12 protein-coding genes are annotated in these 13,981 nt (G+C 65.4%); 5 read left to right on the forward strand and 7 right to left on the reverse strand.

The features are described from left to right. Positions 1–9: 9 nt before the first annotated feature. On the forward strand, positions 10–1,215 hold the full coding sequence (locus tag A5760_RS22030) for an amidohydrolase family protein (protein WP_064884733.1): 1,206 nt from the start codon (positions 10–12) through the stop codon (positions 1,213–1,215). 79 nt (positions 1,216–1,294) lie between these two features. Here the strand turns inward: A5760_RS22030 and A5760_RS22035 are convergent, their stop codons facing one another. Beyond that, positions 1,295–2,485, reverse strand: coding sequence for a phosphatidylserine decarboxylase (locus A5760_RS22035; RefSeq protein WP_064884735.1), 1,191 nt, complete (start codon positions 2,483–2,485; stop codon positions 1,295–1,297). 300 nt (positions 2,486–2,785) lie between these two features. On the opposite strand from A5760_RS22035, the gene A5760_RS22040 reads away from it, so the two are divergent. Beyond that, positions 2,786–3,154 carry a hypothetical protein gene (locus A5760_RS22040; protein WP_196772174.1) on the forward strand — a complete coding sequence of 123 codons (369 nt, stop codon included), beginning with the start codon at positions 2,786–2,788 and terminating at the stop codon, positions 3,152–3,154. Here the strand turns inward: A5760_RS22040 and A5760_RS22045 are convergent. Genes A5760_RS22045 through A5760_RS22055 form a run of 3 tightly spaced genes read right to left on the reverse strand, consistent with a single transcriptional unit; the run spans position 3,102 to position 5,406 of the window. Further along, positions 3,102–3,425: a hypothetical protein gene (locus A5760_RS22045; RefSeq protein WP_064884739.1), complete on the reverse strand. Its 324-nt coding sequence runs from the start codon at positions 3,423–3,425 to the stop codon at positions 3,102–3,104. The genes A5760_RS22040 and A5760_RS22045 overlap by 53 nt on opposite strands. 1 nt (position 3,426) lies before the next feature. Beyond that, positions 3,427–4,917 carry a molybdopterin-dependent oxidoreductase gene (locus tag A5760_RS22050; RefSeq protein WP_064884741.1) on the reverse strand — a complete coding sequence of 497 codons (1,491 nt, stop codon included), beginning with the start codon at positions 4,915–4,917 and terminating at the stop codon, positions 3,427–3,429. 12 nt (positions 4,918–4,929) lie between these two features. Continuing rightward, positions 4,930–5,406 carry an oxidoreductase gene (locus A5760_RS22055; RefSeq protein WP_155764428.1) on the reverse strand — a complete coding sequence of 159 codons (477 nt, stop codon included), beginning with the start codon at positions 5,404–5,406 and terminating at the stop codon, positions 4,930–4,932. Between the two features lie 282 nt (positions 5,407–5,688). On the opposite strand from A5760_RS22055, the gene A5760_RS22060 reads away from it, so the two are divergent. Next, complete coding sequence (locus A5760_RS22060) at positions 5,689–7,656, forward strand: SpoIIE family protein phosphatase (RefSeq protein WP_064884746.1); 1,968 nt, start codon at positions 5,689–5,691, stop codon at positions 7,654–7,656. On the opposite strand, the gene A5760_RS22065 is transcribed toward A5760_RS22060, so the two are convergent. The 3 genes from A5760_RS22065 to A5760_RS22075 all read right to left on the reverse strand — a co-directional run bounded on the left by A5760_RS22065 (position 7,653) and on the right by A5760_RS22075 (position 11,229). Further along, positions 7,653–8,897 carry an acyl-CoA dehydrogenase family protein gene (locus tag A5760_RS22065; RefSeq protein WP_064884748.1) on the reverse strand — a complete coding sequence of 415 codons (1,245 nt, stop codon included), beginning with the start codon at positions 8,895–8,897 and terminating at the stop codon, positions 7,653–7,655. The two genes, A5760_RS22060 and A5760_RS22065, sit on opposite strands and share 4 nt — an antisense overlap. A gap of 10 nt (positions 8,898–8,907) precedes the next feature. Then, a complete protein-coding gene (locus tag A5760_RS22070; protein WP_064884750.1) occupies positions 8,908–10,056 on the reverse strand; it encodes an acyl-CoA dehydrogenase family protein in 1,149 nt (382 codons plus the stop codon). A 213-nt stretch (positions 10,057–10,269) separates the two neighbouring features. After that, positions 10,270–11,229 (reverse strand): alpha/beta hydrolase, encoded by a 960-nt coding sequence (locus A5760_RS22075; RefSeq protein WP_064884752.1) that lies wholly within the window; start codon positions 11,227–11,229, stop codon positions 10,270–10,272. A gap of 357 nt (positions 11,230–11,586) precedes the next feature. On the opposite strand from A5760_RS22075, the gene A5760_RS22080 reads away from it, so the two are divergent. Together A5760_RS22080 and A5760_RS22085 are read left to right on the forward strand one after the other, a co-directional pair. After that, positions 11,587–12,819, forward strand: coding sequence for a cytochrome P450 (locus A5760_RS22080; RefSeq protein ID WP_064884754.1), 1,233 nt, complete (start codon positions 11,587–11,589; stop codon positions 12,817–12,819). After that, positions 12,816–13,973 (forward strand): Zn-dependent alcohol dehydrogenase, encoded by a 1,158-nt coding sequence (locus A5760_RS22085; RefSeq protein WP_064884756.1) that lies wholly within the window; start codon positions 12,816–12,818, stop codon positions 13,971–13,973. Before A5760_RS22080 ends, A5760_RS22085 begins: the two co-directional genes overlap by 4 nt. The last annotated feature ends 8 nt before the right edge of the window (positions 13,974–13,981 follow it).

A 13,981-nucleotide genomic window follows, 5' to 3' on the forward strand; every position in this document is an offset into this window, starting at 1 on the left:
GAGATCGCCATGCCCTCTCGCGAACTTTCCTTCCCCGTCTTCGACGCCGACAACCACATGTACGAGCCGCAGGAAGCGCTGACCAAGTACCTTCCGGACAAGCGCAAGAACGTCATCGACTACGTGCAGGTTCGCGGTCGCACCAAGATCGTTGTGCGCGGCCACATCAGCGAGTACATCCCGAACCCGACCTTCGAGAAGGTCGCCAAGCCAGGCGCCCAGGAGGACTACTTCCGCAACGGCGCGCAGGGCAAGACCTACCGCGAGATCCTCGGCGAGCCGATGAAGGCCATTCCCGCCTTCCGCGAACCGGGCGCGCGGCTGGAGGTCATGGACGAGCTCGGCATCGACTACGCCCTGATGTTCCCGACGCTGGCCAGCCTGGTCGAGGAGCGCATGAAGGACGACCCGGAGATGACCCACGACGTCATCCACGCGCTCAACGAGTGGATGCACGAGCAGTGGACGTTCAACTACCAGGACCGCATCTTCGCCACCCCGGTGATCACGCTGCCGATCGTTGATCGCGCGCTGGAAGAGCTTCAGTGGTGTCTCGAGCGCGGCGCGCGCACTGTGCTGGTCCGCCCGGCGCCGGTGCCCGGGTACCGCGGCAGCCGCTCGTTCGGCCTCGAGGAGTTCGACCCGTTCTGGCAGGCCTGCATCAAGGCCGAGATCCCGGTCTCGATGCACGCTTCGGACAGCGGTTACTCCGAGTTCGCGAACGTGTGGGAGCCCGGCGACGAGTTCCTGCCGTTCAAGCCGACCGCCTTCCGCAGCTTCGCGATGGGCCATCGGCCGATCCTGGATGCGATGGGTGCGCTGGTATGCCACGGCGCCCTGTCGCGCAACCCGGAGCTGCGGATCCTTTCCATCGAGAACGGCGCCGACTGGGTGCCAGACCTGTTCAAGGGCCTCAAGGGCGTCTACAAGAAGATGCCGCAGTCATTCAGCGAGGACCCGATCGAGGCGTTCAAGCGGTGCGTCTACATCACTCCGTTCTGGGAGGACCGGTTCACCGAGATCGTCAACATGGTCGGCACCGACCGGGTGCTGTTCGGCTCCGACTGGCCCCACCCCGAGGGCCTGAAAGATCCGATCAGCTTCGTCGACGAGCTCACCGACTTCTCCGAAGACGACATCGCCAAGATCATGGGCGGCAACCTGATGAAGCTCATGAAGGTGTCCGCGCCGGCCAAGAAGCCGGTCTCGGCCTGATCGCTTGACCGCTGCCCGGCAAGCCGGGAGGCTCGGAAGGCGTTGCAGCGGTAGCGGATACGACGAAGGCGAAAGCGAATCAGGTAGGTCGGCGGTCGCATCGCGCCATCGGTGTGCCCACGAGTCGGTATTCCTTGCTGGTGTCGACCTGCGGGCCCACACCCTCTTGGAAGAGGACGATGATGTCGGAGCCGCCGAATTGGAAGAACCCGAACTCTTCGCCTTTGGCCATGTGTTGGCCCTCGACCGCTGTCAGCATGACCGAGGAGACGTGCGCCATGCCGACCGGGATGACCGCGACGATTCCGACGTCGCCACAGTCGGATCCCGAGGTGTCGATGGTGACGACGCCGCGGTTCTGGCTGAATTCGAAACCGCTGGTGGTGCTGTCGCTGGACTGAAATTCCCGGTCCTCGATCGCAACCCGCATGAAGACTTTTCCGCTGATCAAAAACGACTCTTCGACAAGTCCGTCCACCGGCAGATGAAAACGGTGGTAGGCCGACGGCGGCAGCATGTAGTGGACAAACGTTCCACCCGCGAAGCTTTCGGCGTAGCGACTGCCCCCGATGAGTTGGGTGATGTTGCCGTACTTGTGGGTGTTCTTGATCGTGGTGGCCGGGATGTTCGACTCATCGTCGATGTCATAGGAGTGCTGGAAAATACAGTCAGCTGGCGAGGTCACCACGGCGTTGCTGGACGGCTCCGCGATCGGACGTAAGCCGCCGTTGAGCTCGCGCCCGATGAACTGATTGAACGTCAACCATCCACTGGGCATATTGGGGACGCCATTCACCAATGACTCGTGGATGCGGTATTCCGGAGCGTTGTCGATGAACGACTGCAGGATCTCCGGGCTGAACGAGTCGGCGGTGTCCAGGAAACCGCCCCACTGCCGCGAGAATTCGGTCATCCACTCGCGAAACCGCTGCGAGCCCTGCGGCGCCGCGCCATCGATCTCCTGATCGACCAGATAGTAGAAGTGCGCGGTCCGGTCGTTGACTTCCTTGGCTTGCCGTCCTTCAGGAGCCTGCTCCTGCCACGCCTCCGCGTTCGTTTGCTTGGGCACCCATCTGATGAAGTCTTTGAGGTAGTCCTCGTACTCCGCGGTGTTCGTCGGCCACTCGAGCGCCGCGAACAGGTCGGGCCGCAATTGGGTCTCCGCCGTGGCTCGGGCCTGGGCCAGTGACTGCTCGAGCAGATCGGCCAAGCCCTCTGACCCGTCGAGGACGGCGCGCAATCGCTTGATGATTCGGTCCGGGTCGCTCATCGCACTACTCCTTGCGCGGTGCTTCGCGCGGTTGAAGGGGGCCTTCCCGGGGCCGCAAGCGCCGCAGAACGCTTTATCGACCAGGTCGGCCTGCACAGTGTCCGACAGGTACCCCCCGGCACCCCACGTAAACGAGCGCAGCCGGCGGGAGCGGGGACGCCGTATGCCCGTCGCCGCACTTCGCGGCGATCCTGCGTCGGTTATGTGCGCGTCCGCCCGGCCCGAAAGGGGTATACGCCACCAAGGTGCGTGATCCTGCGGTCACTGGCACGTGCATCGGGACGAGGAGGGTAGATGAGCGTGACATCGGAAGGCCGGACGCCGGTCAGTATCGATGACGACGTCGCGCTCCTCACCGAGCAGATCGAGGCGCTGCAACGACTCGGGCAGCGTGACGACGTCGACGACGAAGAGATCTACGACCTGAGCATCAGGTGGGGCGCCGCGCTCGCGGGACGGCTGCCACGCGTGGCGCATTACGATTCGCTGGGGCAGCTCGGCGACGACGATCAGCGGCGCTTTCAATCGCTGTGCGACCAGCTACGCGAATTGTCGCCGCTGATAGAGCGATTCGACCTCGCACGGCCGCAGCTCCCAGGATCCACGGACGGTCAAACTAGCCGGGGGCGTCGCCGCCGAAAGCGTCCGAGTCGCTTCCTGCGTAGGTGAGAAAGTCTGTGTCGCGCAATCTGATCGCGGTCCGCGGCTTGGGGCAGTCCGGGTTGCGACAGGTGAGCGCGACCATGTAGGCATCGGCATCCTCGTTCAAGAACAGGAAACCGAGGTACAGGGCGCCGCCGACGGCGAAATCCGTTGCGCCGCAGGCTTCACAGTGCCCGCCCTTCGCCGCGATCTGCTCGAGTACGCGATGGTGCGCCACCGCATCCAAGCTGATCAGCTCGGGGCGTACCCCGACTCCCTCGGTCGCCATGTCGGTCATCTCAGATTTCCACGTCCTTGTCGTAGTACACGCGGTCCTCGCGCCACCCGCCCGTGCCCATGCCGATCCCGGCATAGTCCTCGACGAATTCGATCTGGTTGATCCACTTGGCCATTTTGAAGCCCACCTGAGTTTCCACCCGCAGGCGTAAGGGCGCACCGTGCTGGATCGGCAGAGGCGCGCCGTTCATTTCATAGGCGAGCAGGGTCTGCGGCTTGTCGGCGAACTCGAGGTCGAGCACCTCATAGAACTGGCCTCCGCCGTGTGACGCCGGCTCGTCAGTGCTGTTGTCCTGCATCGTCAAAAAGCAGATGTAGCGCGCCTGCGGCAGCGGCCGCACCAGGTCCACCAGCTGATGCAGATGAACGCCGGTCCATTCGCCGATGCTGGTCCAGCCCTGAACGCAATTGTGCATCACGCATTGCGTTTCCGACTCGGCCAGCGTGCGCAGCGCGTTGAGGTCCAGGATCACCGGGTTTTCCACCAGCCCGCCGACCCGCAGCCGCCAGTCCACGAAGTTGTGCACCGCCATCACCTTGTATTCCGTGCTGGTGGGCGGCTTTCCGTTGATGCGGTGCTGTTTGGAAATTTTGTGCGCCGGATAGTTCTGCCGCGAGTTCAGCGGCCGCAGCAGCAGCAGGCGCGCCGCGGTGACCACCGCGCCCAGCACGCGCTGCACCGACCGCGGGTTGCGCAGACTCCAGACCGTCGCCGCGACATGGACGACGATGATCGCCGCAATGATCAGCAGCGAGATGGTGGTCGCCCAATAGGTATTGCGGACGGCACCGAAAATCATTGACGCGGTGAGCCTGCCCCAGCCCCAGAAGAAAATCATCGACAGGTGAATCACGATGAAGACCAGGAACGCGATGAGGCCCAGGAAGTGCAAGCTTCGCGCCCATTGCCGGCCGCCCCACATTTGGACATACCACGGGAATCGCGCCTCGATCGCCGGAGACTGAGCGGCCCCGGTCAGGATCTGAAATGGCGCAAGAATAAAGATTATCCCGGCGTAGGTCAGCTTCTGGATGGCGTCCAGCGGTTCACCCGGCAACACCGGCGGCAGATTGAACGTCAGGTAGGTGACGATGTCGTCCCACGCTTCGGGGAAGATCGACCACGAGGCGGGCCAGTAGCGATGCCACTGGCCGGTTGCGAACAACAGGATGTAATAGGACAGGCCAAGCAGAATCCAGCCGATGACCACAAAGAAGTGCCAGTGGCGACCCACGCCGAGCTGCGCGCGGCCTGGCAACGAAATGAACGGGCTGTAGTCCTCTTCCTCATCCAGGGTGTCGTAGATCCTGTCCCGCGGCATCACCTTTCGGGTGAAGCGCGCCCACTCCGTGCCCGGCTTGCTGTCGTCGTGCCAGTACAGCTTCGGGTGGGTGGCCAGAATCTCGAGACCGCTGCGCAAGATCAGCGTCACGAACAAAACGTTCAGCCAATGATCGATGCGCAGCCATACCGGATAGTCCAACGTTGTCATGCCTGGGCCCCGTCAGTCGTACCACTGCTGGCGTCGCGGATAGGCCACGTTGATGCCCGACAGCACCGTCGTGTGCACGGCGATAAACGCCGCCGCGCAAGCCATCCCCAACGTCCCGGGTGCGAAGTCCCATCGGGCGGTCACCGCGACGAGCCCGGGCAAGCTGACCCAGCGAGTGACCAGATACAAGGCGAGAAAGCCCAAGCAAACCAAACTTCCGAGATACCAACCGGCCTGGGGCACAGCGGGTGTGATGCGCACCACCATGGCGCTCGCCGCGGTCACGCACGCGGCCGCCAGCACCAGCGCGTAGGCGGCGAAATACTGGGGCAGGTCCGGCTCGGTGGCCAGCACGTAGACGTGCACCGCCACCAACCCGGCGAGCAGCCCCCCGCCCAGCGCGGTCACCGTGCGCGGCAGGTTGAACGCCACCCAGCCGTTCAAGGTCAGCACCCGTGACGACAGGAAGCGCCGCCAGAGCGCCGACATGCGTCGCTCCACCAGATCGGCCACGACTGCGAGGTACCCTGCCCCGCACGTCCGCAAACGGGGCTGTTCGGCCGTTTACGGGCCGCGATTTTCGCAGTCGTCAATTGGATTTGTCGGCAAATGTGCCGACACCGATCAGACCGTACCAAACCGTTGCAATACGAATGCAAGAACGATTGCTAATCTGAACAATAACGTGTGCAAATAGGTCAGCCCATTTGACCCGGTTTCGAGCGGTCCCGCTTTGCGGGCCGCTCGGAGGCTGCTAGGAGGAACGGCCAGATGGTGGCCGAAAACGACTGGGACAGAAGCGTCGGTGCGGCAGACGACGTACGCCGCGTCTTCGAGAACGTCCCCGCGCTGTTGGTCGGGCTCGAGGGGCCGGACCACCGATTTGTCGCGGTCAATGCGGCTTACCGCACGCTCAGTCCGCCAATTGACTCCATCGGGCTATTTGTGCGCGACGTCTATCCCGAGCTGGAAAGCCAGGAAATCCTGCAGATGTTCGACCGGGTATATCAAACCGGCGAACCGCAGTCGGGCACGGAATGGCGAGTGCAGGCCGACTTCGAGGGCGAGGGACGCGCCCAGGAACACTTCTTCGACTTCATCGTCACGGCGCGGCGCGCAGAGGACGGCTCGATCGAGGGCGTCCAGCTTGCCTTCGTCGACGTCACCAGCCGGGTGCAGACGCGGATGGCCGCCGAAGCGCGCCTCGAGGAGATGTCCGAGCGGTACCGCAACGTCCGCGATTCCGCCACCGTCATGCAGCAGGCGCTCCTGGCACCGTCGGTACCCGTCGTCCCCGGCGCGGACGTGACCGCGCAGTACCTCGTCGCCGCGGAGGACACCGCGGCCGGTGGCGACTGGTTCGACGCGATACCCCTCGGCGACCGGCTGGTGCTCGTCGTCGGAGACGTGGTCGGCCACGGCGTGGCAGCGGCCGCGGTGATGTCGCAGCTGCGGACCGCGCTGCGCATGCAGGTCGTCGCCGGATATCCGATCGCCGAGGCGCTCGAGGCGGTTGACCGATTCCGCAAGCACGTCCCCGGGTCGAACACGGCCACCATCTGCGTCGGCTCGCTCGACTTCGGCACCGGCGAATTCCGGTACTGCACCGCCGGACACCCGCCGCCGCTATTGGTCACGGCGGACGCCACCGCGCGCTATCTCGAGCCCTCGGGCGGCGGTCCGCTCGGCAGCGGCACCGGCTTTCCGGTACGTACCGAATTCCTCGACGTGGGCGACTCGATCCTGCTGTACACCGACGGCCTGATCGAACGGCCCGGCCGGCCGCTGGGCGCCAGCACCGCCGAATTCGCCGAGCTGGCCGCGAACATCGTCGGCGGCCAGCGCGGCTTCGTCATCGAGTCATCCGTGCGGCCGATCGACCGAATCTGCTCGGAGACACTGGAATTACTGCTGCGCTCGACGGGCTACAGCGACGACGTGACACTCCTTGCGGCGCAACGCCGGACACCGGCGGCACCCCTACACCTGACACTGGACGCGACCATCCGGACCGCGCGCGCGGTACGCACCCGCCTGCGGCAGTGGCTGTCGGAGATCGGCGCCGACGCCGACGACATCTCCGATGTGGTGCACGCGATTTCGGAGTTCGTCGAGAACGCGGTCGAGCATGGTTATGCCACCGAGGTCCCCGACGGCGTTGTCATCGAGGCGACGCTGTCGGGCGATGGCAACCTGCACGCCTCGGTGGGCGACCGCGGACGGTGGAAGGACCACCGCGAGGGCGAGACCGGTCGCGGCCGCGGCCTCGCGATGGCCGAGGCCCTGGTGTCGGAGGCGCACGTCAGTCACGGCGCCGACGGGACGACCGCCAGTCTGACGCACCAACTCTCGCGGCCGGCGAACTTCGTCACCGACTCAGTGGTCAGCCGGGCGGCCGACCGGCGGACAGCCAATGCGGAATTCGTCTCCGAGGTCAGCGAACCGGGCCGCATCGTGGTCAGTGGCGACGTCGACTCCAACACCGCCTCCACCCTGGACCGTCAGATCGCGGTCGAAAGCCGTTCCGGCGTCGCACCGTTGACGGTCGATCTCACCGCCGTCACCCACCTCGGTTCGGCGGGCGTCAGCGCGCTGGCCGCCGCCCGCGAGCGGGCGCGCCGACAGGGCAGCGAGTACGTGCTGGTGGCCCCGCCGGGCCGCCCGGCGCACCACGTGCTGTCGCTGGTGCAGATCCCGGTGGTCAGCGGCCTCGCCGAGAACGTCGTCGCCGAGGGCTAGGGCCGGTCGGCTCGCTCGCCGTGCCGCACCTGGCTGAACGGAACCCCGCGATCGGCAGCGTATTCCCGGGGGAAGCCCAGCACCCGCTCGCCGATCACGTTGCGGGCCATCTCCGTTGTGCCGCCGCCGATGGCGACCGTCTGCCGGGATAGATACCGCAGGCCCGTTTCGAGACCGGCGCCCTGCTCCCCCACCACGCCGGCGCTTCCGGCGATCGCCAGCGCCGTGTCGACGTTGGTGGTCGTGGTCTCGGAGTGGAACAGCCTGATGAGCGTTCCGGCGGCGGGCGGCAGCACCCCGTCTCTGACGCTGCGGTACACGTGACCGATCAGTTGCTCGGCCACCGCGCGGTGCACCAGGGCGCGACCGGCCATCTCGCGCACGCGTTCGTTGTCGGCTTGCCCGGTCTTCTCCGCGAGCTCCACGTAGTCGACCGGAATCGTGTTGCCGCCCTCGCTGCCGCTGCCGCTGGCGAACTCGGACCCCTGCCCAACCGCGCGGCGTTCGTGGTACAGCTGCCGGGACGCCACCGCCCAGCCGCCGTCGACCTCGCCGACGACGGCGTCATCTCCGACGTCGACGCCGTCGAGGAACTCCTCGCAGAATTCGGTGGAACCGCTCAGCATCGTGATGTGCCGCAACGTGATTCCCGGATGCGCGATGGGCACCAGGAACATCGTCAGCCCCTCGTGCTTGGGCACGTCCCAGTTGGTGCGGGCCAGACACAGGCCGTAATCGGCGGCGAACGCGCTCGTGCTCCAGGTCTTGGCGCCGTTGATGATCCAACGGTCACCCCGCCGCTCGGCCCGGGTGAGGACACCGGCCAGGTCCGATCCGCCGCTGGGCTCACTCAACAACTGCACCAGCACTTCCTCACCGCGCAGCGCCGCGGCGATGTGCTGCTTCTTCTGGTCTTCGCTGCCGGTGTCGAGCAGGGTGGCGCAGCAGATGGTGAACGTCGGGGTGTTGAGAATCAGCGGCATCTCGTAGTCGAGGGATTCGACGTCGAAGGCCTTCTGGTATTCGTAGTCCAGCCCGAGACCGCCGTACTCGCGGGGGAAGCAGATGCCGGCGAATCCGCCTTCATACAAACGCTTTTGCAGTTCTCTGGCCCTCAGCCAGGACCGTTCCTCGTCACGTGGCGCGGCCGGCGGGGCCTCACTGTCGATTGCGGGCATGTTGGCCGCCAGCCAGGCCCTGGCCCGGGCGGCGAACTCCGCAACGGATTCGGTCGAGGTCATCGGATCTTCATCATTTCGCCGAACGACCCGCCTTTTCAAACTCGTATACGCGCAGATTATGCTCCTCCGGCGTCCCAAACATGCCGCGGTACAACGTAATCCGGCGAAGGTACAGGTGCAGGTCGTGCTCCCAGGTGACGCCGATGCCGCCGTGCATCTGCACACACGCCTGGACGATCTGACCCGCCATCTCGCCCACGTAGGACTTGGCGATGCTGGCCGACAAATTCGCCTCCGGCGCGCGGGCCGCCACGTCGGCGACCGCCGCCGAGGTGGTGGCGCGACAGGCTTCCAGCCAGAGCTTCATGTCGGCGAACTTGTGCTTGAGTGCCTGATACGACGCCAACGGGCGACCGAATGTGTGACGGTCCAGCGCCCACCGCACGGTGAGGTCGAACACCGTCTGCAGGGCGCCGACCACCTCGGCGCATTGCAGCACCTGGGCGATCTGGCTTTGTCGATCGACGAGCGCAGCCGTCTCGCCCGCGGTGCCGACGGCCGCCGACCGCGGCACCACGACGCCGTCGAAGTACACGCGGCCGTATTGCTTGACCAGATCGACCGACTGCTGGGGCTCGATCCGGACCCCCGGCACGTCCGTCGCGACCAGGAACTGACGTATCTCGGCATCCGCGCCGCAGCGCGCCACCACCAGCAGCAGCGCACTCTGGGCGGCCGCCTCGACGCGATCCTTGATGCCGTCGATGCGGTAACCGGAGTCGGTTTCGGTGGCCGTGACCGACGGATCCAGCGGTGCCCAGCCCGGGCCCGGCTCACAGACCGCCCACGACGCCACGGATTCACCCGCTATCAGCGCCTCGATGGCGTCGGCGTGCTCGCCCGAGTTTGTGCACTCGACAAGCCCGGCCAGCACGGTGCTGACCGGGTACAGCGGTCCGGGCGCCACCGTCTTGCCGAGTTGCTCGGCGACCATCGCCAGATCGGCGAAGCCGTTCTCCGAGACGCTTCCGCCGCCCAGCTCCTCCGGCACGAGCAGGCCCGTCCAGCCGAGCTCCGCGGCGCGCTGCCACCACGCGGGGTCGAATGACGTGCCCGCGGCGTGCAGCTCCCGCACCCGGCGCAGCGGCGCTTCCTTTTCCAGGAACGCCTGGGTGGTCGAGGTGAAAAGGATCTTTTCGGGAGAGTCGAGGGTGGTCATAGTGCCGAGGGGATCCTTCTTGACATTCGATCGCTGCGGCTGCAACGGAATCGGTTTGAGTGTTTGATCATCCGCCCGATCGGTCCTCGGTTGGCTGCCGATTCTGATGTTAGCAACGCTGGATACGGTAAGAGATACCGGAGTTCAGTCGGTAAAAGCGGGGACGAGCACGCAAGTCGAGACGGTCGGCGTGGTCACTCGCACACGGTTGCGCTACATGGCGAACACGCGCCGCACCGCCTGCGCGTGCAGCGCCCTATTCTCCTGGGAAACAACCCAATCGGGGACCATCGAGTCGAAGCCGTTGAAGGTCGCGGCGATCACGTGCAATTCGGTGTGGACGTACGCGTGTAGCAGCCGGTTGGCGTAGTCGATGGCCTCGTCCCGGCACGGATCGATCTCGGAGCAGCTGACGAACGTGGGCGGCAGGCCTTCGAGATTGGCCCGGTGCGCGGGGACGTGCTGACCGTTGGCCCGGGCGTCGCCGAGATAGTGGTTCCACGCCCGGCTCACGGCCGGACCGTTGAGACCTGGGGTGCGCTGGAATTCCCGACGCGACGGCGTGGCATCGGAATCGAGCATCGGCTGGTGCAGGATCTGCATCAGGATCGCCGGACCTTCCTGGTCGAACATGCGCTGGGTCAGACCCGCGACCAGCGCCGCGCCCGCATCACGGCCCATTACCGCGATGCGGCTCGCGTCGGCGTCCAGCTCCGCGCTGTTCTCGACGGCGTAGCGGAAGGCCGCCTCGACATCGTCGAGCGCCGCCGGGCAAGGATTTTCGGGGGCCAGTCGGTAGTCGACCGAAATCACCAGACAATCGCCGTCACGGGCCAGCTCCACGCAGTGCGCGTGGTCCGTCTCCAGGTTCCCGGTGACGAACCCGCCGCCATGCGCGTACAGAACCAGCGGCGCGGAGGATTCGGTGCGGCCGCGGTACAACCGCAGGCCCAGCTGCCGACCGTCCGGACCGGCGATGGATCGTGAATCGATGGGGACGCCGGTGGCATCGGCCGCTGCGGCGCGCTGCGCGGCCAGCAGGTTGGCGTGTTCGCGCTCGGCGGGCAGTGTCTCGGTGCGGAATTCGAAGGCGCCCAACTCCACGGCGGCATCGCGCAGCACCGGATCGATGCGACTGAGGCCGTGCGGCCGGGCCAGGTTCGTCTGTGTCATATCAACTCATTTTTCGGGCTCGTCGTGCGGGCTCATCGGCGGTCCCGGAAGGTCAGCCTTACCGTAAACCACCTTCAAGGTAGACCTGCGCTTTTAGGCGGTGGCACACCAGGTGCTCGGCGCCGCGAAACGAGCCCGGCGGGCCGGCCGCGGTAGAAATGGGGCCACATCGAGTGGGCCTTCGGCGCGCCGCGGATCCGTAGCCGGTCGGCCGGGCGAGCACCAGCCATTGGGCTTCGTTGCTATCTATACTATGATAGCTATTTTCCGCTCAGTACCCACCCGCCGTGGACTTCGCGGGCACTCGTCGTCCGGTCCGCGTAAACCGCCTTATCCGTTGCTTCAGGAGGAGCGCTGATGACGCTCAGCACCGGCCCGAACGGTCAGCCCGTCGTACCCTCACTCGATTTCACCGGTGAAACCAGCCCCTACCCGTTTTTTCAACACATGCGTCACACCGACCCGGTGTGGCACGGTTCTATGAGCGATAACACCCAGTTGCCGGAAGAGCTGCAACCCAGTGACGAGTGGGTCCTGTTCGATTACGGCGGTGTATCCCAAGCCTTTCGCGACGACCGGATCTTCACGTCGGCCGCCTACGACAAGACGATCGGATTGGTGATGGGACACACCATCCTGGCGATGGGCGGCCGGGAGCATCACGATCACCGCAACCTGGTGGCCAAGGCGTTCCGCGCGACCGCACTGGAACGCTGGGAACCGTCTGTCATCGGGCCGGTCTGCGAGCGACTGGTCGACGAGATCAAGAACGACGGTCATGCCGATCTGGTGAAGGCGGTGACTTTCGAATTTCCCACCCGGATCATCTCGACACTGCTCGGTCTGCCCGCGGAGGACCTGGACCTCTTCCGGCGTCTGTCCCTGGACCTGATTTCGATTCCGACCGACATCGAGGCGGGATTGAACGCCGCCGCAGAGCTTTACGATTATTTCCTCAAACAGGTCGAGCAGCGCAGGCGCAAGCGCACCGATGACATCATCGGCGACTTGGTCGCCGCCGAGATCGACGGCGAGAAACTCACCGACGAGGCCATCATCGCCTTCTTGCGGTTGCTGCTCCCGGCCGGCCTGGAGACCACCTATCGCTCATCGGGCAATCTGCTCTACCTGCTGCTGACCCACCCCGAACAACTCGCGATGGTCAACCAGGACCGGTCACTGATACCGATGGCGATCGAGGAGGGCCTGCGGTTCGAAACGCCACTGACCATGGTCATGCGGACTACGACCGAAGAGGTCGAAATCGGCGGTAAGACAATCCCTGCCGAGGCCCAGATCGACATGTGTATGGGCTCGGCCAACCGTGACGAGACCCGCTGGACCGATCCCGACACGTTCGACATCCGCCGGCCGCGGCAATCCCACATCGCCTTCGCCGGGGGTATCCACATGTGCCTCGGCATGCACCTGGCCCGGCTGGAAACCCGGGTCATGTTGAACAGCCTGTTGGACCGCGTCGAAAATCTGGCGTTCGTGCCCGACGACGGAACCGGCGAGGAATCCAAGATCGTCGGGCTCACCTTCCGGTCGCCGAACAAGCTTCCGGTGACATTCGCCCCCGCCGCATGATAAGCCGCGCAGCGATCCTGCACGACGTCGGCGGCCCGTGGTCCGTCGAGGAATTCGAGCTCGACCCCCCCAAGGCCGGTGAGGTCCTGGTGCAGATGGCGGCGGCCGGCTTGTGCCATTCCGACGATCACATCCTCAAAGGTGACATGTCGGCGCCCAACGAGGTGATGCGATCGATGGGGCTGCCGACCATGTTCCCGACGATCGGTGGCCACGAGGGCTCCGGCATCGTGCGCGAGGTCGGCCCGGGTGTCACCGACTTCGCGCCGGGTGACCACGTGGTGATGTCGTTCGTGGCCGTGTGCGGCCAATGCCGTTGGTGCGCCAGCGGAATCGAGTACCTGTGTGACGTCGGCATCGGCACCATGATCCCGGGGATGCCGACGGACGGCACGTTCCGCCACCACACCGCCGACGGCCGCAACCTTGGCCACATCGCCAAGATCGGTGCATTCGCCGAACACACCGTGGTATCGACGAATTCCCTGGTGAAGATCGAGCAACACCTGCCACTGACATCGAGCGCTCTGCTGTCGTGCGCCATCCCGACCGGTTACGGTTCCGTCGCCAACCGGTCCAACATGCGCGCCGGCGATACGGTCGTGGTGATCGGCGTCGGCGGAATCGGCACGGGCGCGATCCAGGGAGCCCGCATCAACGGCGCCGCGCAGATCGTCGCGGTGGATCCGGTTGACTTCAAACAGAAGTCGGCGCTGCAGTTCGGCGCGACGCACAGCGCGGCGACGATCGACGAGGCGCTGGATCTGGTGCGCGGTCTGACCTACGGGGTGATGGCCGACGCGGTGGTTGTCTCGCCCTCGTTGATCACGCCGGCGGACGTCCGCGACGCCGTGAAGCTCACCCGCAAGGGCGGCACCTGCGTGCTCACCGGCATGACGTCGCAGTTGACCCGGTCGGTCAAGATCGACCTGCAGGACTTCATCTTGATGAACAAGACGTTGGCGGGCACCATATTCGGCTCGTGCAACCCGAAGGCGGAAATCTCCCGGCTGGCCAGGCTTTATGAGACGGGCCAGCTTCAGCTCGACGAGATGATCACCAAACGCTATCGCCTCGACGAGGTCAACGACGCCTACGACGATCTGCTCAACGGCAAAATCGTCCGGGGCATCATCGATTTCGGGGTCGCCTGAAGGCTCTG

It is taken from the genome of Mycobacterium colombiense (genome assembly GCF_001665835.1).
Taxonomy (GTDB): domain Bacteria; phylum Actinomycetota; class Actinomycetes; order Mycobacteriales; family Mycobacteriaceae; genus Mycobacterium; species Mycobacterium colombiense_A.

Excerpts from the sequence above, each read along its gene's own strand:
- A5760_RS22030 (WP_064884733.1), top strand. The coding sequence starts at position 10 with ATGCCCTCTCGCGAACTTTCCTTCCCCGTCTTCGACGCCGACAACCAC.
- A5760_RS22035 (WP_064884735.1), bottom strand. The coding sequence starts at position 2,485 with ATGAGCGACCCGGACCGAATCATCAAGCGATTGCGCGCCGTCCTCGAC.
- A5760_RS22045 (WP_064884739.1), bottom strand. The coding sequence starts at position 3,425 with ATGACCGACATGGCGACCGAGGGAGTCGGGGTACGCCCCGAGCTGATC.
- A5760_RS22050 (WP_064884741.1), bottom strand. The coding sequence starts at position 4,917 with ATGACAACGTTGGACTATCCGGTATGGCTGCGCATCGATCATTGGCTG.
- A5760_RS22055 (WP_155764428.1), bottom strand. The coding sequence starts at position 5,406 with ATGTCGGCGCTCTGGCGGCGCTTCCTGTCGTCACGGGTGCTGACCTTG.
- A5760_RS22060 (WP_064884746.1), top strand. The coding sequence starts at position 5,689 with ATGGTGGCCGAAAACGACTGGGACAGAAGCGTCGGTGCGGCAGACGAC.
- A5760_RS22065 (WP_064884748.1), bottom strand. The coding sequence starts at position 8,897 with ATGACCTCGACCGAATCCGTTGCGGAGTTCGCCGCCCGGGCCAGGGCC.
- A5760_RS22070 (WP_064884750.1), bottom strand. The coding sequence starts at position 10,056 with ATGACCACCCTCGACTCTCCCGAAAAGATCCTTTTCACCTCGACCACC.
- A5760_RS22075 (WP_064884752.1), bottom strand. The coding sequence starts at position 11,229 with ATGACACAGACGAACCTGGCCCGGCCGCACGGCCTCAGTCGCATCGAT.
- A5760_RS22080 (WP_064884754.1), top strand. The coding sequence starts at position 11,587 with ATGACGCTCAGCACCGGCCCGAACGGTCAGCCCGTCGTACCCTCACTC.
- A5760_RS22085 (WP_064884756.1), top strand. The coding sequence starts at position 12,816 with ATGATAAGCCGCGCAGCGATCCTGCACGACGTCGGCGGCCCGTGGTCC.